Source organism: Azoarcus sp. DN11 (assembly GCF_003628555.1).
Lineage (GTDB): Bacteria > Pseudomonadota > Gammaproteobacteria > Burkholderiales > Rhodocyclaceae > Aromatoleum.
In genome coordinates this window covers 4,689,014-4,705,442 of the sequence record NZ_CP021731.1, presented here as the reverse complement: position 1 = coordinate 4,705,442, position 16,429 = coordinate 4,689,014, and the positions used below count along the sequence as shown (strand labels likewise).

Below are 16,429 nucleotides of genomic sequence, written 5' to 3'. Positions count from 1 at the left end.
CTTAAAATTGCCAACCTTCTCTGAAGTGCCGAGAGGCAAATCCATTGGAACATCTCCAGACATCATGAGAAAGCTGAACAAGAAGGAAGAGCAGAGGAAGGCCAGTACCGAGAATATACTGGGCTGTGCGCTCGATCTTTTCGTCAAAAATGGTTACCGTGCGACAACGATCGACATGATCGCGGCAAGAGCAGGATTGACCAAGGGTGCGATCTATTTCTATTTCAAGACCAAAGACGCAATCATGCTGATGCTCCTTGAGGAAGCAGAAAAGTACATTGTTGATCCGATCGATGAGTACATGGCGAACGCGGGTCCGCTCGCCGACGCGAAGCTGGTGAAATTCATCAACATGCAAGCACTCCTAGGGGTGACTAAGCCGCAGCATGTCCTATTGCTTATTCTTGTGTCCATCGATTTTTCCGGTACCGGAGATGATATTGAGAAAAGGGCTAAGGCCATTTACCGTCGGATGTATGGGCACGTCGAACAGTTGATCGCACAAGGCCAAACCGAAGGTGTATTTCGGTCCGATTCCGGTAGTGATGAACTGGCATCAATCGTGATGGCGGCCCATGACGGAGTACTCATTGAATGGTATCGGAGGCCGAACGAACTAACGGGAAAGACCCTTACCAAAGCATTGAGATCGGTACTTCTCAATGGCTTGATTGTGGATAGAGGCTCCTGCAAAAATCCGACATTCTGAAATGTGAGGCGTTTGCCCGCCGAGAGCGGGATTTCGGTTGGACGCATGTCCCTCTGGCTCGGATTACAGCGCGTCACCGACTTCGCCGCGGGCCTGCGTCACTCCCGTGAGCTCGGTGAGCTTTGAGATGTGTGTAATGGAATGGGCTCACCCGTGGCTACGTAAGGATGGGGTTCGTGGAGCGCTTGCTGTTGAGTTGCCTGCGGGATCAGTCATGAGCCGCATTTCTGAGCTTAAAGCGCTGGATCTTGCCAGTCGCGGTCTTCGGCAACTCATCAACAAAATGGATCCATCGGGGATACTTGTATGGCGCGAGGGCGGTCTTGCAGAGAGTTCGGATATCCTCGGCAAGCAGTTCTCCGGCGTATGCCGCAATCTTGAGTACGATCCATGCCTCGGGCTTGATGAGACCCGCATCGTCCGCCCGACCGGTTACCGCCGCCTCGAGTACGTCCGGATGGGAAATCAGGGCCGCTTCGATCTCGAATGGAGATACCCAGATTCCCCCGACTTTGAGCATGTCATCATTACGTCCGCAGTAGTAATAATAGCCATCGCTATCGCGGTAATAGGTATCGCCGGTATCGAGCCAGCCATCGACAATCGAGGATGCAGTTTTCGCCGGATTGTTCCAGTAGCGCCGGGTCACCGATGGCCCCTTGACCAACAGGCGACCGGGGCTGTCGTCGAGAATTGCATCTCCGTTTTCGTCAATAATTCGCAGTTGGTAGCCGGGAACTGCACGACCGCTGGAATTGGGACGAATGTCGTCGATTGTGTTTGATATATAGATATGGAGGGCTTCTGTCGAGCCGATGCCATCGGTGATGGGTGCGGGTGCGATTTGCCTCCAGCGTCGCTGCAATTCTTCAGGCAACGCTTCACCGCCGGAAACGCAGCGACGCAGCGTCACCACGTGTTCCGACTTCAACAGGGATGAAGCCAGCAATGCAGAGAAGTAGGTCGGCACCGCGGCGAAAATGGTCGGCTTGAATCGGGCGAAAAGCTCGGCGGTAATCGGCGGCAGGGGACGACGGGCGTCAAGCACTGCTGTGCCGCCGACCCAAAGCGGGAACGTCATGCCGCACCCCAGTCCGTAGGCGAAGAAAAGCCTGGGGATCGAGTAATAGATATCGCTCACGTTTCCACCGAGAATTCCGACGTTATAGAGCTGACTGGTGGCGACAATATCGCGGTGGGCGTGGACCACTCCCTTCGGCCGGCCAGTGGTTCCGGAGGAATACAGCCAAAAACAATCGTCATCCGCAGCAGCCGGACTTGCGGCCAGCGTTGGTGACTCATCGCGCGCCAGTTCGGCCAGACTTCCGGCAACGTGACGCGCCGGTAATACATGCTGCAGCGGAGTTTCGGCCATGATCGCAGCGGTGATCTGGTCTTTGAACTCTTCGGAATACACCAGCACATTCGCGCCCGAATCGGCAATGATGAACTTGTAGTCTTCCGATGTCAGCATGGTGTTAAGGGGCACCGGGATGATCCCCGTTTTGATGCATCCCCAGAACACGTAGTAGAATTCCGGCGCATCCTTGATGACCATCAGCACCCGGTCTCCCGCGAGCAAACCGATTTTTTTCAAGGCGTTGCCGTACCGGTTGACGTTCGTGACGAGAGTTTCGTAATTGACAGTTTCATCGACGGTAAGGATCGCAGTCTTTTTTCCCCGTCCCTCGTCCAGATGGCGATCGATCAAGGCACTTGCCACATTGAAGGTGTGTGGGAATTGCAGCTCCGGACCATTGTTGCCTTGGTTAATACGCACTTGTCGCATGGTCGGTTTCCTCAATGCGCATCAACATAGTGACCCTGATGCTTCGGCAGCAAACGCTGCGCTAAAGCGCCTGGCGCTCCAAGACGCAGAGCACTATGGTTGAAATTCTCGAACATGGTTTCCCCTCGTGTAGATCAATTGGTCAAAAGACGTACTAACCGGATAGTATGCAATAGATCTGTTTGGCCCTTCTTTGCCGGTACTAGAGATAATGAAAACTTGGGCGGGGCCTCAAACGCCGAGAAAATTTTTCAACACTTCCGGTTGCGACCGTAGCGCCTCGCGGTCGCCCTCGAACACCACGTTGCCTTTCACCAGAATTACATTGCGATCGGTGATCGACGAGATGGCGCGAAAGTTCTTGTCGACGATGATCGTGGCGATACCGGTGTCCCTGATGGCACCAATTACAGTCCAGATCTCGCGGCAGATGATTGGCGCTAACCCTTCGGTAGCCTCGTCGAGAATGAGCAGGTCCGGATTGGTCATCAATGCGCGGCCGATGGTCAGCATCTGCTGCTCGCCGCCCGAAAGCTGTCCGCCGCCATGGCCTAGCCGTTCACCAAGACGCGGGAAAGTTTTCAGTGCACGCTCGAAGGTCCAGTCCCGCCGACCGCCCACGCCGGGCCGGGCTGCCATGACGAGATTCTCGCGCACCGAGAGGTTAGGGAAAATTCCCCGCCCCTCCGGCACGTATGCGACGCCGTGGCGAGCAATTCGACACGGCTGGGAGCGGGTAGTGACGTGACCGTTGATCCGGATCTCGCCCTTGTGCGAGGGCACGACCCCCATCAGCGTCTTCAACAGCGTTGTTTTACCCATGCCGTTTCGGCCCATTAGACCGACCGTCTCGCCGCGGCGCACCGTAAAGTCAATGCCACGGAGGATGTGACTAGCGCCATAATAAGTATGGATCCCGCGAGCTTCAAGCAACGAGTGGTTCATGGCTCTCATCCTCCTCTGCACCGAGATAGGCTTCCTGAACGGCGGCACTCGCACGGATTGCCCCGGGGCTGCCCGACTCCAGCACTGTGCCGTTGACCATGACAGTCACGACATCGGCGACCGCAAACACGGCATCCATGTCGTGTTCGACCAGTAAAATCGCGTGATCCTCTGCGAGTTTCTTGAGCAACCGCACCATGGCCGCCGACTCCGTGGCCCCCATTCCGGCCAAGGGTTCATCAAGCAATAGCACCTGGGGTTCAGTGGCGAGCGCCATGGCGATTTCGAGTTGGCGCTGCTCGCCATGGGACAGTATGGCTGCCATGTCATTCCTGCGGTGTGTCAGCTCCCCCATGGCAAGCACCTTCTCGGCCAGTTCCAAGGTGTCGCCACAAGCGAGTGCGTGGCGGAACAGGTGAAACGCATGCGGGCGGCGCGACTGGGCAGCAAGGCGCGCGTTCTCGAATACCGTAAATGCGGGAAAGATATTCGTCTTCTGGTAGGTTCGCCCCACGCCCATGCGCGAAATTTTCTCCGGAGACAGTCCCTCGATCGCGCACCCGGCCAGGCTCACTTCTCCACCGCTTGGCTTTAGATCGCCCGAGAGAAGGTTGATGAAGGTGGACTTGCCCGCCCCATTGGGGCCGAGCAGCGCGTGCACTTGCCCCGCGTAAAAGTCGAGGGACACTTGGTTGACTGCGGCAAGCCCACCAAAGTGCTTGGTCAACTCGGTGGTGCGAAGAATGGGTTCAGACATGGTCCTTTTCCGGTGTGGTTCGAGTATCGGTGTGCGCCCTCAATCGGTATCGTGTAAGGGAAAAGCCACTCAGGCCATGGGGAAGCATCAACGCAACCAGCACGATGAAGCTGCCCATCAGGACTTGCCAATGCTTGGTGAGGCCGGTTAAGAACTCTTGAAGCAGCACTAGGGTGAACGCTCCCGTGACAGGCCCCGTGAGGCTACCCATGCCGCCCAGGATCACCATCATCAGGACGTTGCCCGACTGGTGCCAGCCCAGCAACTCCGGGTTGACGAAGCCGAACTGCAGCGCGCCCAGATAGCCGGCCAAGCCGGCCACGGTGCCGGCGAGGGTAAAGGCGGCGAGCTTGTAACGATAGACCGGAAAACCCAGCGAACGCATGCGGTGCTCGTTGGACTTGATGCCTGCCAAGGCGTGGCCAAAGCTCGATCGCAGCACAGCCCGCAACAGAAAGTAGACTCCAAGCATCACTGCCAGAACCACGTAGTAGAAGTGGGCCGGACTGTTGAGGTCGAAGGGCTTCCATCCGAATATCACCGCTTCGGGCTTCAACATGATGAGCATGCCATCCGATCCGCCGGCGAACTCTGCGTCGTGGACAAAGTAATAGAGCATCTGGGCTAACGCCAGCGTCACCATGATGAAGTACACGCCCGACGTTCTCAGCGCCAGAGCGCCAACGACAAGCGCGAGTAATGTGGCGGCACACAGGGCGGCGGGCAGCGTCAGCCACACATTGCCCGCCTCGTATTGGGGCATAAGCAAGGCTGCAACGTAGCCGGCGACACCGAAGAATGCGGCGTGACCGAGGCTGACCAAGCCGGCGTAGCCCACCAACAGGTCGAGGCTCATGGCGAAGACAGCCATGACCATGATCTTGGTCAGAAGCTGGATATAGAACTCGCCCCCGTAGAGAGGATAGATTGCGAGCCCCGCCACAGCGGAAAACAGAAAGAAGCGTCGCAACTGTTGAGTCATGTCAGCGCCCGCCCACAGCAAACAAGCCTCGGGGGCGCCACAGAAGAACGGCGGCCATTAGCAGGTATGCGGACATGCTGGCGATCTGGGGTAATACGATCTTGCCAAACGTGTCGGCCATGCCAATCATCAGTGCCGCAAGTAGTGTCCCCTTGACCGAGCCGATGCCGCCGACGACTACCACAACGAAGGAGATGATCAGGATCTGCCCCCCCATGTTCGGGTAAACGGTAGAGATAGGTGCGGCGATCATGCCGGCGAAGGCCGCTAGGGCGAGCCCCAGAGCGAACACAAGCGTGTAAACGAGTTTGATGTCGATTCCCAGCACTTGGACCATTTCCCGGTTGGATGCACCGGCGCGGATCATCATGCCTAGTCTGGTGTGTTGGATGAGCCAGTAGATCAGCATGGCGACTACTAGGCAGGTTGCCGAAATCACCAGCCGATAGACCGGATAGCTTAGGGTGTCCGTGAGTGGGATCGCCGCACTGAACACGGCGGGGATTGCCACGCTGTGCACATCATCACCGAAGGTCATGCTGCGCAACTCTTCGAAGATCATGATGAGTCCGAAGGTGAGTAACACCTGGTAGAGGTGGTCACGGTGGTAGAGCCGCCGGAAAACGGTCCACTCGAGGATCACCCCTATCAGGGTACTTACCACAAGCCCCAAGAGAATGGCACTGAACAGGCTGCCTGTCGCGGCAGCGAACGCCCATGCAAGGTAGGCGCCGATCATGTAAAAGCTGCCATGGGCGAGGTTGATGATACCCATGATGCCGAAGATCATGGTCAGCCCGCTGGCCACCAGAAACAGCAGTAGCCCATACTGCAGCCCATTCAGTACCTGGATCAGAAACGTGTAGACATCCATTTCCGCGCATCCTTTGATGAGGCACGGAGCCTCGTGGTCAGCGCCCCCGGCGACCGCGCCGCCGGGGGCGTCACGTGCCCGGATCGGAATCCGGGGTGATGGCGTCATGCCATCTTGCAACCGCGTACCGGGTCGGCGAGAGCCTTGGCCGCTATCCCCACCACCCGGTTCTGCCCCCCCTCGACCTTGCGCAGATAGATGTCCTGGATCGGGTTATGCGCTCTGGACATCGTAAACTTGCCGCGTGGGCTGTCGATCGTGGCCTTTTCCATGGCCGCGATGATCTCCGCTCTTGCGCCCGCGTCGCCCTTGACTGGGTCGAGGCCAGCCGCCAGCAGTTGCGCGGTGTCGTAACCCTGCACCGCGTACACGTCGGGATCGTATCCGTAGGCCTTCCTGTAGGCCACGCGGAAAGCATTGTCGCGTGGAGTCCCCAAGTCGTCGGCGTAGTGCAACGTGGTATGGACTCCCTCGGCTGAGTCGCCTTGGGCGGCGAGTGTTCCGTCGGTAAGGAATCCTGAACCGTAGAGGGGAATGGTGTTCTTGAGTCCCGCCGCGGCGTAGTCCTTGACGAACTTTACTGCGCCCGCACCAGCGAAAAATACGAACACCGCGTCGGGTTTGAGGGCCGCGATTTCAGTGAGATACGCCTGGAACTCGACGTTGGGGAAAGGCAGGAACATTTCCTTGACGATCTTGCCCCCCGCGGCTTCATAGCCTTCTTTGAAAGCGCGTGCGGATTCCTCGCCGAAGGCGTACTTCCATGTGATGATGGCCACGCGCTTGTGTCCCCGTTCGACCATGACCTTGCCCATGGGGAAGGCCGTCTGATATGTGGAGAACGAGGCACGGAAAATGTTGGGCGCGCACATGGGGCCAGTGGCTGCGTCGGTACCGGCGTTCGGAATAATGGTGATCGTGCCTGCTTCGCGCGCCACCTTCACCATGCCCATGGCGACGCCCGAATGCACGGTTCCGACCAAGAAATCGACCTTGTCACGCACGATGAGCCGGTGAGTATTCTCGGGGGCCTTAGCGGGATCGGACTCGTCGTCGACTACAACGTACTCAACCTCGCGGCCGGCCAGCCTGCCGCCCTGTTCGGCGATGTACAACTTAAAAGCGTTGGTGATGCTATTGCCCGGTGGCGCGAACGTGCCGGTGTAAGGGAGCATCAGACCAACCTTGATCTTGGCGGTATTGCCAATGGCAAAGTGGGCGGGCAGCAGCGTGCCGGCGGTGATAATTCCGGTTGCCTTGAGAAAATCCCGACGGCTCGTTTTTTTCTGTGCAGTCATCTCTCCCTCCTGGACGATGAAGACGGGCACCGGCGCCCCTGCGCGCGGCACTATGTCGGGGGAAATTCAGTCATTGCGGAAAACGGCGTTTCCGCGAGCTCGCCAACAAAAGGTCTGACAGCCCCGGTCCCCACATGCGGCTACCATATACCGGCTGGCTGGTATGTGTCAACGACTGATACGGAAGACCTCGAAATCGGAGGGAGGAAAATGGGAAAAGGACCTTTGAGAGCATGGACGGCGCATGGCGAGGAGATGGTATTACGGTAAGTGCTCCACGACCTCATCCTTCCGTGACTCTCTACGTTGTGATCAGACACGTGCTACAAGTTCGGACAGTTTATGTGCTCCCTACAGGCGCACTAAATGCGGTTGACAGCAACAAGATTTTGCTGTTAGATACTGGGCAGCTGGTATGTTGTGCGGAGTGGAAGAGCCGCGGGAGCCTGCGCCTCTCGATGCTCTGACGGTATCAAAGCGGAAGTGAACGCGGAAAGCGGGCGAAGCGCGTTTCCATTAAACAAGTGAGGAGGAGAACGTCAAATGACTTTAGCGACCCAGACGACCGGCGAAGGAAAAGTCCTTGTCGGACGAGGAGTGTACGATGGCGCACGTTTGTTCCGAGAGTGGTTCGACAGTTTGACCGAGGTCGCCAAGCGAGGAGAGGGAGCCGCCTACTGTTTTATCGCCGGGAATGTAATCGAAATTCTTCGGACCTTCGATATTCCTGCGACTTTTCCGGAAATCAATTCTCTGCAGACCGCGTTTCGAAATGTTTCCCGCGACTATATCGATGACGCGGAAGATTACGGCTATTCGCCTGACATCTGCGGATATGTGAAAATCGGCGTAGCACTTCAGCGCCGAAATGGCGAGCATCCGATGGGGAAAATCCCGAAACCAAAAATCGGCATGATCAATAACTACTGCAATACATTTATAAAGTGGGGTGAGATCTGGGAGCGGACCTATGACTGTCCGATGATTAATCTCGATTATCCGATGACGCGCTCAGCCGGAGAAAAGCCGAAACGCGGAACGCAGAAATTCGAGTACGAAAAAGCCTACCTTAAGGGGCAGATCGAGGAAGCCATTAGCGTTTGTGAGAGAATTACAGGCAAGAAATTCGACATCGACAAGTTTCGACAGATTCTCGCGTTTTCGAATGACGTAAACGCTGGTTTGAAGCGGGTTCTCGAACTCAACAGAAACAAACCTGCCGTGTTCAATGCGTTGACGGATGGGAATATTTACATGGGTGTTGCCAACGCCTTGCGTGGCACCGAGGTTGCCAGTAAGTACTTCAAGGATCTTGTCGAAGAGCTAGAATATCGCGTCGCGCATGGTATTGGCGCGCTGGATAAGAGCACCGAAGGTACCGTGCCGATGAAGCAGACCTTTCGTCTCGCTCTCGTCGGCACACCTTGCTATCCAATCTATCGGCAATTTAATGAGATGTTCTCAAGGTGGGGGGGCGTATTCGTATATTCGTCGTACCTCGATTTCGCCTCGACTGGTGCGTTGACCGGTTATCAGTACGATCTCAATGACCCGATCGACAGCTACGCGGAAGGGCAACTGATCATGCATGCGTCGGGTTCCGATAGCGTGTTTCACGAGTCCGATAACCTAAAGAAACTGGCTCCGGAGCTCGGGCTTGACGGCGTAGTTTTCCATCCGGTCAAGAGTTGTCGTACCGTTTCTACCGGCCAGGCGGACATGCGCCGCATTGTTGCGAACGAAATGGGACTGCCGACCCTATTTATCGAGTCGGATCTGGTTGATCCCGATGTGGTGGCCGAAGCGCCGATGAGAAATCGCGTTGATGCCTTTTTCGAAGGTCTCATTTCCCGTCGCCAGCAACAGACGGCGTCCGCCTAACCAGAGAAATGGAGTAGTCAATGGCAAAGAAATACTTCACCGGTTGGGAGGGTAAGCCTCTCAAAGAAATCTTCGACCTCTGTCGTGAGTTGGTCGAGGATCCCGCATATCCCACGGTCAAAGCCTGGCGTGCAGACGGCGGCCGTGTCATCGGTCACTTTCAGGTGTATTTCCCGGAAGAGATCGCGCACGCCGCTGGATTATTGCCCGTACGCATCCGCGGTGCGCAGACAGATGGTAATGAATCCGAGTCTCATTTCGGTTCATATCTGTGCTCTATCATCAAGACTTCCCTCGATATTGCGCTTACAAGGGACATTGAGCTGGATCTGTTTGTTACCCACCCGATCTGCGATGCGGCACGCAACCTCGCACCGATTTGGGGGCGAAATTTCGACTACAAATGCCAGATTTTGTACTTGCCGCAGAACCCGAACTCAAAGCATTCGAAGAGCTATCTCGCGAATGAATACAGACGCTTGCTTGGAGATATCGAATCGGTCGCTGGGCGCAAAGTTACTGAACAGGAACTGCGCGCATCGATCAATCTCTATAACCATTCGCGCCGTCTCATGCGCGACCTCTACGTCATTCGCAAGAATCAACCATGGCTCTTGGGTGCGGATGAGTCGATGGCGCTAGTCGGCCTGGCAGGTATCCTGCCGCGGTCTGAATTTGTCGAATTGTTGGAAGCGGTTATTCCGATGATCAAAGATCGGTCGGCGAGTCGGCAGGACAAAATGCGGGTCGTGCTTGAGGGGGGATTCTGCGAAACCCCGCCGTTCGACCTGCTTCAAACCATCACGCGCTCATGCTATGTCGTGGATGACGACGTCTTTATCGGGCTTCGTTTCATTGTCGAAGACGTGGTCGACTCAGGTGATGCTCTTGCCGATTTGGCTGATGCATATATCGATCGCTCGTCCTATAGCCCGGTACAGCACGATCAGCGCAAGCCGAAGGAGCACATGCTTCTAGAACGCGTGCGCAACGCTGATGCTGAAACGGTGATCCTTGCTTCGGCCAAGATGTGCGAGCCAGGTCTAGAGGAACAGGTCGCCTATTCGAAGGCGTTGGAGGAGGCTAAAATCCCCTATTTCATTTCAGAATTCGAGGAGAATCAGAATACCTTCGACCAGTTGGCGATCCAACTAGAGACCTTCGTTGAAAACATCATGTTCGATTGATCGCAGACGGGAGAAACAAGCATGAAATACACAGGTGGCGTGGACGTCGGTTCCACCCAGACCAAGGCGGTTATCCTAAACGAGGATCAGGAAATTGTTGGCCGGGCCCTGATCTTTACAGGTGCCGATGTCATCCAGGCAGCACATAACGCCTTTGATCAGGCGCTTGCCAGTGCGAAGCTTAAGCGGTCGCACGTGGGGTATGTGATCGGGACCGGGTATGGCCGCTACAAGGTAACCTTCGGTGATCGCCAGGTAACCGAAATCTCGTGCCACGGACGCGGGGCGTCCCACATGTTTCCGGGTACGCAGACGGTGATTGACATGGGGGGGGGCAGGACACCAAGGCGATCCGGGTGGCCCCCAATGGGGAGATTACTGATTTTTGCATGAACGACAAATGCGCGGCTGGTACCGGGCGGTTTTTGGGTGCCGCGGCCGATGCGTTACGCATTCCGCTTGGAGAGCTAGGTCAGGTTTCGCTCAAGTCCGAGAAGCCTGTCCGCATCTCCACCACGTGTACTGTTTTTGCCGAAGCCGAGGTCTTGTCATGGCTGGGAAAAGGCAAGAAGGTGGAAGACATTCTGTGGGGCGTGCATCAGTCTATCGCCGCACGTGCCATCGGCTTGCTGCGCCGCGTAGGCATTGCCTCCGAGATCACCTTCACTGGTGGGGTGGCCAAAAATGTCGGCATGATCAAGGCGCTGGAGGAAAAGCTCGAAATGAAACTGAACGTCAGCGACGACAGCCATTTCATGGGGGCACTGGGGGCTGCGCTCTTTGCCCTCGGCAGTTTGCAGGCCGGCGAGAAGTCGGCGACACAGGAGGCTTGAACTATGGTCTATACGATTGGTGTGGATATCGGTTCCACGTATATAAAAGGGCTCGTGCTGGACGAAGACTCGAATGTTGTAGCCCGTCATATGAGGCCGACAGGCGCCGATCTGCAGGGAACTGCGGAACTGGTGGTCAACGAGACGGCCGAGCAAGCAAAGATCAATAAGCGCGATCTGGCCTATTGCATTACCACTGGTTATGGTCGCTATCAGTATTCCGGTCGGGACTTGCAGGTTACAGATTTGACCGCCACGGCCCGGGGTGCGGTTTTTCTGTTTCCTGAGACGCGTACAGTGCTTGACATTGGTGGCCAGACCATGAAGGCGAGTCGCCTTGACGGTTTTCATAAGGTTCGAACCTTTCGCCTGAACGACAAGTGCGCATCGGGTACCGGCATGTTTCTTGAAAAGACCGTGCGTTATATGGGCTATGACACGGCCGGCATCGACGGACTATTGAACAGCGCCAAGGAAGCTGCCTCCATTTCCGGGGTTTGTACCGTGTTTGCCGAGTCGGAGGTTATCAATCACCTGAGCAACAGCGTGCCGCCCGAAGACATCATGTACGGCGCGGGCATGTCGCTGACCAAGCGCAGTGTGCAGTTGCTGAAGCGTATCAATGTTGAGCCTCAAATTACCTTGGTCGGTGGAATTATGCGCTGGGGCGTGATGGCCAAGGCGATTCGCGATGAGCTCAATTTGGACGCGAACGTCGCGCCAGGTGACATGCCGCAGTTTACCGCCGCGCTGGGTTGCGCCATCCTTGGTCACATTCGTGTGAAGAAGCTGAGAGGTTCCGGTGCCGATCGCCGAGCGGCGTAAAAAGGTTCTTGTTGTCCGTCACGCGGACGACGGGAGCCGGCTTGGTGGGTGCCACGCACCCACGGGCAATGTTCTCGGCTGTCGTTTGTCTGTAGATGTTGGGCTCAAGGAGCAGGGCTGGGAATGGCGTTGTAACGCTAATGGATCCCAGCTGCGTCAGATCACTGATTCTTACCTGGAACTAGGTTTCGAGGTTCGAACGAAGCCGCTCGATCTTAGGGCCTTAAGCGAAAACTGTGCAGGATGTAAAGAAGTGCTCGGCGATTCTGTAGCTGTGTTCGTTAAGCAGGCGAGGTGACGCGCAGTTTCGTTGTTCTTGGGTTTGTTTCATTGCCCGCTGAAGTGGAGAATCCGACCTTGGTCCGCCGCCGTAGCGGAGCTGGAACCTGCTACGGCGAGCAGTTCCGACGGGAGGGGGCGCACGTGGTTGAGCGCATCGTTAGGTGTTGTAATAAAAATGGGACTGTACGTTGACAAGACAAACCGACTGTATAGTATACGCAAGAAGGCATTGGCGGCGAGCACTTTAGCCTCGTGCATGCGGGGGATGACGTTGACCTGCCGAACGGACGAGCGTGTCCGTCGATAACGAAATTGCTGCCGGTTACCGAGGGAGAAAACATGGCAATCGATTTTCACTGCAATCTGTTCACGTCGGAAGCCATTGATAAGTGGTGGTATGGACAGCCGGAAATGCTACGACTCATCAAGTGGTGGCGGATGGAAGAGCGCATCCAGGGCAAGTCCGTCGGCGAGTTCATTGCCATGATGGATGAGGCAGGTCTCGACAAGGCGTTCATACCCGCGATCCGCATGATGTCCTATCAGAAAAAGACCATGGTCTGGGACATCACTGAGGAGGAAGTGCATGCCGTAGTCAGTCAATATCCGGATCGCCTGGTAGGCCTGTGCGGGTTCAATCCCCTGCAGAAATTGGAAAGCGTACGCAGGGTGGAGCGGGCCGTGAAGGAGTTCGGGTTCAAGGGCGTCTACATCCATACTTACGGCTTTGGCATTCCTCTGAACGATCGCCTCTACTACCCCTTGTACGCCAAATGCGTCGAGCTGGGTATTCCGGTGTCCATGCAGGTGGGTCATTCGGCCGAGCATATGCCGAACGAATTGGGGCGTCCGATCTACCTGGACATCGTCGCGCTTGATTTTCCCGAGCTGAAGCTGATCGGCGCCCATACGGGATGGCCTTGGACGGAGGAGATGATCTCGCTCGCCTGGAAGCACGAGAACGTCTATCTGGGCATCGATGCACACCATCCCAAATATCTCGAGCCCACCCTGATCCACTTCATGAAGACCCGCGGCCAGAACAAGGTCATCTACGGGACGAATTACCCGGCCGTCCTGCATAGCGAGTCCATTGCATGCATCAAGAACGACCTCGGTCTGAGCGAAAAGGTGGCGCAGAAGATCCTGCACGGGAACGCTGCGGCCGTGTATGGGCTGTAGCCGGAAACCGGAAATGACGACCAGCGAAAACGATATTGTTGCAATCAGCGCCGCTCGCACGCCGCTTGGCAGTTTTGGCGGCAGCTTGCGCGAAGTTCCTGTATGGGAACTGGGTGCGATCGCTATTCGGGCGGCTCTCGAGCGTGCCGCACTGCCCTCCGATCAGATTGACCAGTTGATCTTTGCCAACTGCCGGCAGGCCGGAAATGGTCCCAATCCTGCGCGCACCGCGGCGGTGAAGGGCGGCATCCCGGTTGAAGCGCCTTCCTTCACAGTCAATATGGCCTGCCCCTCAGGCATGAAATCCGTGATGCTCGCCGCCCAGGAGCTTGGCAGCGGTAATGCTCGATTCATTGTCGCCGGGGGCATGGAATCGATGAGCACCATGCCGTACTTGCTGAAGAACGTCCGCTGGGAAGGGTTCAAGCTCGGTGACAAGACCCTGCTTGACGGTTGGGCGGATACGCTCGATCCCTTGTGCGGCTTTGGCATGGGCATGACGGCGGAGAATCTTGTGGCCAAGTACGGCATCACCCGCGAGGAAATGGACGAGTTTGCGCTCGCCTCGCACGATGGAGCGGCCAAGGCGCGGCGCGGCGGGCTCACCGCGAGCGAGATCGTTCCTGTGACGTTGCCGGCGACACGAAGCCAGGACGAAATGACGCTTTTCCTTGACGAGGCGATTCGGCCAGACACCAGCTTGGAGAGCTTGGCGAAGCTCAAACCGGTCTTCAAGAAAGATGGCAGCGTGACGGCAGGCAACGCCTGCAGCATGGGCGATGGCGCTTGCGCAATCGTGCTGACCACGCGCGCTATGGCCAAATTCCTGGGACGCCCGCCCATGTTTTCCCTGGTGGCGTCGGCGCAGACTGCAGTAGAGCCTGCTCACATGGGCGATGGGCCCGGTCTTGCGATTCCCATGGTGTTGAAGAAGGCAGGCATGACGCTGAGCGACATTGACTTCATTGAGGTCAACGAGGCATTCGCTGCGCAGATGCTCGCGAACGAGCGCGTGCTCCGCTGGGACCGAGCCAAGGTTAACGTGTACGGGGGGGCGATTGCACTCAGCCACCCGACAGGTATGTCCGGTGCACGGCTGTTAATGACGCTCGGCAACATATTGCAGCGCGAGAACGGCGAATTGGGCGTAGCGTCGATCTGCGGTGGCGGCGGGGTCACCACAGCCATCGTGATCCGCCGCGAATCTTGATGGGACGGCCATGGCAAACGAAATCGTGCTGAAAAAGCGAAGCGACGGAATCGCGATCGTGACGCTCAATCGCCCTGAGGCCATGAACGCCATCAATCGCGCGATGGTGCGCAAGCTGCGCGATGCGATTCGGGACGTGGAGAGCGACGAGGCTGTCGATGTGATCATCGTCGCTGGCTCGGGCGGCAAGGCTTTTTGTGTCGGCATCGACCTCAAGGAGCGCCAGACCCTGAGCGACGAGGAAGCCGCCGTCTTGCGCCTCGAAGAGATGTTCCCGATGTACAGCGAGTTTGAGGCCAAGCGCAAACCGTCCATCGCCGTGGTCGATGGCCATTGCTTGGCCGGGGGTTTCGAAATCGCACTGGCCTGCGACCTGATATTCGCCACGCCGCGCTCGACCTTCGGTTTGCCTGAGGTGAAATGGGGTTTGATCCCAGCGGCGGGGGGGTGCCGCAAGCTGCCGAAGTTGATCGGCGCTGCGCGAGCTAAGGAACTGATTCTGACCGCATCCACCTTCGACGCGGTCGCGGCGGAGCGAATGGGGGTGATTAACCGTATCGTCTCCGGCGAGGAACTGATGCCGCAGGCGCTGGAAATGGCGCAATGCATCCGGGGCAACGTCCAAGTGGCCGTCCGGGGTGCCAAGCGCTGCATGGATCATGCGCTCGATATGGAGCATTCCGAGTCGTTCGATATCGACATATCCAATGGTTGCTACGCAGCGAAGGAACGCAAGGAAGGCGTCTCCCAATTTGCCGGGCGCAAGCCGGCGCACTCTTGAGAGAATAAGGTCATGGAAAAGATCGCGGTCATCGGGGCAGGGGCCATGGGGCGGCAGATAGCGCTGCAGTGCGCACTCAGCGGCCTGAAAACGGTACTCAACGACAGCCGCAAGGAAAGTCTGGAGCAGGCGGCGGACTTCGTTCGAGAGCATTTGGACAAGCGCGTCGCCAAGGGGCGCATCAGCAGCGAGCAGAGGGCTACGGCGCTCGGCAATCTCGATTTGGCGCCGGACTTGGCCGCTGCCGCCGATGCTGATCTGATAATCGAAGCCATCGTCGAAAAATTCGAACCGAAGGCTGAACTGTTCCGCACACTCGATCGACTTTGTCCGCCGCAGACGATTTTCGGCACCAACAGCTCGAATATCCGGGGCTCACGCTTGGCAGGAGTCACCGCGCGACCGCAGCGAGTGCTTAACATACATTTCTTCAACCCGGCACTCGTGATGGAACTAGTGGAGGTCGTAGTGCATCCCGCTGTGCCGGCAGAGATCATTGAAGAGGTGCTAGCGTTTTGCCGCAGCATCGGAAAGACCCCGGTGGTGCTGCGCAAGGAAATCCCGGGGTTCATCGTCAACCGCATCTTCCGGGCGCTGACGCGTGAGGCGGTCAGCCTCTACGAGGAGGGTTACGCCTCGGCCGAGGACATCGATCTTGCCGTGACCAAGGGGCTTGGGCACCCGATGGGGCCCCTGCGCCTGCTCGATACGACCGGAATCGACGTGTCGTATCTGGCACGTATGGATGAATACGAAGAGACCAGCGTCGAATCGGCCAAACCTAACCGCCTTCTGAAGGAGATGTACGAGCGTGGCGAGTGGGGGAAGAAGTCCGGGAAGGGTTTCTACATCTACGGGGACGACAAAGCAAAGTAATCGCGGCGCGCCCGTGAG

16 protein-coding genes are annotated in these 16,429 nt (G+C 57.1%); 10 read left to right on the top strand and 6 right to left on the bottom strand.

Features of this window, described 5'->3' with window-relative positions; translation table 11 throughout:
- The first annotated feature begins 64 nt into the window (after positions 1-64).
- The gene (locus tag CDA09_RS21895) at positions 65-709 is read left to right on the top strand and encodes a TetR/AcrR family transcriptional regulator (protein ID WP_050417930.1); all 645 of its coding nucleotides are present in this window, start codon (positions 65-67) and stop codon (positions 707-709) included.
- Positions 710-917: 208 nt separating this feature from the next.
- On the opposite strand, the gene CDA09_RS21890 is transcribed toward CDA09_RS21895, so the two are convergent.
- The 6 genes from CDA09_RS21890 to CDA09_RS21865 all read right to left on the bottom strand — a co-directional run bounded on the left by CDA09_RS21890 (position 918) and on the right by CDA09_RS21865 (position 7,354).
- Complete coding sequence (locus CDA09_RS21890; RefSeq protein ID WP_050417929.1) at positions 918-2,498, bottom strand: benzoate-CoA ligase family protein; 1,581 nt, start codon at positions 2,496-2,498, stop codon at positions 918-920.
- 231 nt (positions 2,499-2,729) lie between these two features.
- The gene (locus CDA09_RS21885) at positions 2,730-3,443 is read right to left on the bottom strand and encodes an ABC transporter ATP-binding protein (protein ID WP_050417928.1); all 714 of its coding nucleotides are present in this window, start codon (positions 3,441-3,443) and stop codon (positions 2,730-2,732) included.
- Positions 3,424-4,200, bottom strand: a complete 777-nt coding sequence (locus CDA09_RS21880; RefSeq protein WP_050417927.1) for an ABC transporter ATP-binding protein — start codon at positions 4,198-4,200, stop codon at positions 3,424-3,426. Before CDA09_RS21880 ends, CDA09_RS21885 begins: the two co-directional genes overlap by 20 nt.
- Positions 4,193-5,182: a branched-chain amino acid ABC transporter permease gene (locus CDA09_RS21875; protein ID WP_083447181.1), complete on the bottom strand. Its 990-nt coding sequence runs from the start codon at positions 5,180-5,182 to the stop codon at positions 4,193-4,195. The genes CDA09_RS21880 and CDA09_RS21875 overlap by 8 nt, the downstream gene beginning before the upstream one ends.
- 1 nt (position 5,183) lies before the next feature.
- A complete protein-coding gene (locus CDA09_RS21870) occupies positions 5,184-6,056 on the bottom strand; it encodes a branched-chain amino acid ABC transporter permease (protein WP_050417926.1) in 873 nt (290 codons plus the stop codon).
- Between the two features lie 104 nt (positions 6,057-6,160).
- On the bottom strand, positions 6,161-7,354 hold the full coding sequence (locus CDA09_RS21865; RefSeq protein ID WP_050418513.1) for an ABC transporter substrate-binding protein: 1,194 nt from the start codon (positions 7,352-7,354) through the stop codon (positions 6,161-6,163).
- Positions 7,355-7,897: 543 nt separating this feature from the next.
- On the opposite strand from CDA09_RS21865, the gene CDA09_RS21860 reads away from it, so the two are divergent.
- The 9 genes from CDA09_RS21860 (at position 7,898) to CDA09_RS21820 (ending at position 16,411) form a co-directional block, all read left to right on the top strand.
- Complete coding sequence (locus tag CDA09_RS21860; protein WP_050417925.1) at positions 7,898-9,235, top strand: 2-hydroxyacyl-CoA dehydratase subunit D; 1,338 nt, start codon at positions 7,898-7,900, stop codon at positions 9,233-9,235.
- Between the two features lie 20 nt (positions 9,236-9,255).
- Entirely contained in the window at positions 9,256-10,422 is a 1,167-nt protein-coding gene (locus CDA09_RS21855; RefSeq protein WP_050417924.1) for a 2-hydroxyacyl-CoA dehydratase subunit D, read from the top strand.
- Positions 10,423-10,443: 21 nt separating this feature from the next.
- Positions 10,444-10,815 carry a BadF/BadG/BcrA/BcrD ATPase family protein gene (locus CDA09_RS21850; protein WP_121430504.1) on the top strand — a complete coding sequence of 124 codons (372 nt, stop codon included), beginning with the start codon at positions 10,444-10,446 and terminating at the stop codon, positions 10,813-10,815.
- Positions 10,812-11,255: an acyl-CoA dehydratase activase gene (locus CDA09_RS21845; RefSeq protein ID WP_286164284.1), complete on the top strand. Its 444-nt coding sequence runs from the start codon at positions 10,812-10,814 to the stop codon at positions 11,253-11,255. The genes CDA09_RS21850 and CDA09_RS21845 overlap by 4 nt, the downstream gene beginning before the upstream one ends.
- Before the next feature lie 3 nt (positions 11,256-11,258).
- Positions 11,259-12,080 (top strand): acyl-CoA dehydratase activase, encoded by an 822-nt coding sequence (locus CDA09_RS21840; RefSeq protein WP_050417922.1) that lies wholly within the window; start codon positions 11,259-11,261, stop codon positions 12,078-12,080.
- A 621-nt stretch (positions 12,081-12,701) separates the two neighbouring features.
- Complete coding sequence (locus CDA09_RS21835; protein WP_050417921.1) at positions 12,702-13,544, top strand: amidohydrolase family protein; 843 nt, start codon at positions 12,702-12,704, stop codon at positions 13,542-13,544.
- A gap of 13 nt (positions 13,545-13,557) precedes the next feature.
- Positions 13,558-14,754 (top strand): thiolase family protein, encoded by a 1,197-nt coding sequence (locus CDA09_RS21830; protein WP_050417920.1) that lies wholly within the window; start codon positions 13,558-13,560, stop codon positions 14,752-14,754.
- 10 nt (positions 14,755-14,764) lie between these two features.
- A complete protein-coding gene (locus CDA09_RS21825) occupies positions 14,765-15,535 on the top strand; it encodes an enoyl-CoA hydratase/isomerase family protein (protein ID WP_050417919.1) in 771 nt (256 codons plus the stop codon).
- Positions 15,536-15,547: 12 nt separating this feature from the next.
- The gene (locus tag CDA09_RS21820; protein ID WP_050417918.1) at positions 15,548-16,411 is read left to right on the top strand and encodes a 3-hydroxyacyl-CoA dehydrogenase family protein; all 864 of its coding nucleotides are present in this window, start codon (positions 15,548-15,550) and stop codon (positions 16,409-16,411) included.
- Positions 16,412-16,429 lie beyond the last annotated feature (18 nt).

Bases quoted from the DNA above. Each gene is read 5' to 3' on its own strand.
- CDA09_RS21890 (WP_050417929.1), bottom strand. From the start codon at position 2,498: ATGCGACAAGTGCGTATTAACCAAGGCAACAATGGTCCGGAGCTGCAA.
- CDA09_RS21850 (WP_121430504.1), top strand. From the start codon at position 10,444: ATGAAATACACAGGTGGCGTGGACGTCGGTTCCACCCAGACCAAGGCG.
- CDA09_RS21845 (WP_286164284.1), top strand. From the start codon at position 10,812: ATGAACGACAAATGCGCGGCTGGTACCGGGCGGTTTTTGGGTGCCGCG.
- CDA09_RS21820 (WP_050417918.1), top strand. From the start codon at position 15,548: ATGGAAAAGATCGCGGTCATCGGGGCAGGGGCCATGGGGCGGCAGATA.
- CDA09_RS21860 (WP_050417925.1), top strand. From the start codon at position 7,898: ATGACTTTAGCGACCCAGACGACCGGCGAAGGAAAAGTCCTTGTCGGA.
- CDA09_RS21855 (WP_050417924.1), top strand. From the start codon at position 9,256: ATGGCAAAGAAATACTTCACCGGTTGGGAGGGTAAGCCTCTCAAAGAA.
- CDA09_RS21835 (WP_050417921.1), top strand. From the start codon at position 12,702: ATGGCAATCGATTTTCACTGCAATCTGTTCACGTCGGAAGCCATTGAT.
- CDA09_RS21870 (WP_050417926.1), bottom strand. From the start codon at position 6,056: ATGGATGTCTACACGTTTCTGATCCAGGTACTGAATGGGCTGCAGTAT.
- CDA09_RS21880 (WP_050417927.1), bottom strand. From the start codon at position 4,200: ATGTCTGAACCCATTCTTCGCACCACCGAGTTGACCAAGCACTTTGGT.
- CDA09_RS21830 (WP_050417920.1), top strand. From the start codon at position 13,558: ATGACGACCAGCGAAAACGATATTGTTGCAATCAGCGCCGCTCGCACG.
- CDA09_RS21840 (WP_050417922.1), top strand. From the start codon at position 11,259: ATGGTCTATACGATTGGTGTGGATATCGGTTCCACGTATATAAAAGGG.
- CDA09_RS21895 (WP_050417930.1), top strand. From the start codon at position 65: ATGAGAAAGCTGAACAAGAAGGAAGAGCAGAGGAAGGCCAGTACCGAG.
- CDA09_RS21875 (WP_083447181.1), bottom strand. From the start codon at position 5,182: ATGACTCAACAGTTGCGACGCTTCTTTCTGTTTTCCGCTGTGGCGGGG.
- CDA09_RS21825 (WP_050417919.1), top strand. From the start codon at position 14,765: ATGGCAAACGAAATCGTGCTGAAAAAGCGAAGCGACGGAATCGCGATC.
- CDA09_RS21865 (WP_050418513.1), bottom strand. From the start codon at position 7,354: ATGACTGCACAGAAAAAAACGAGCCGTCGGGATTTTCTCAAGGCAACC.
- CDA09_RS21885 (WP_050417928.1), bottom strand. From the start codon at position 3,443: ATGAACCACTCGTTGCTTGAAGCTCGCGGGATCCATACTTATTATGGC.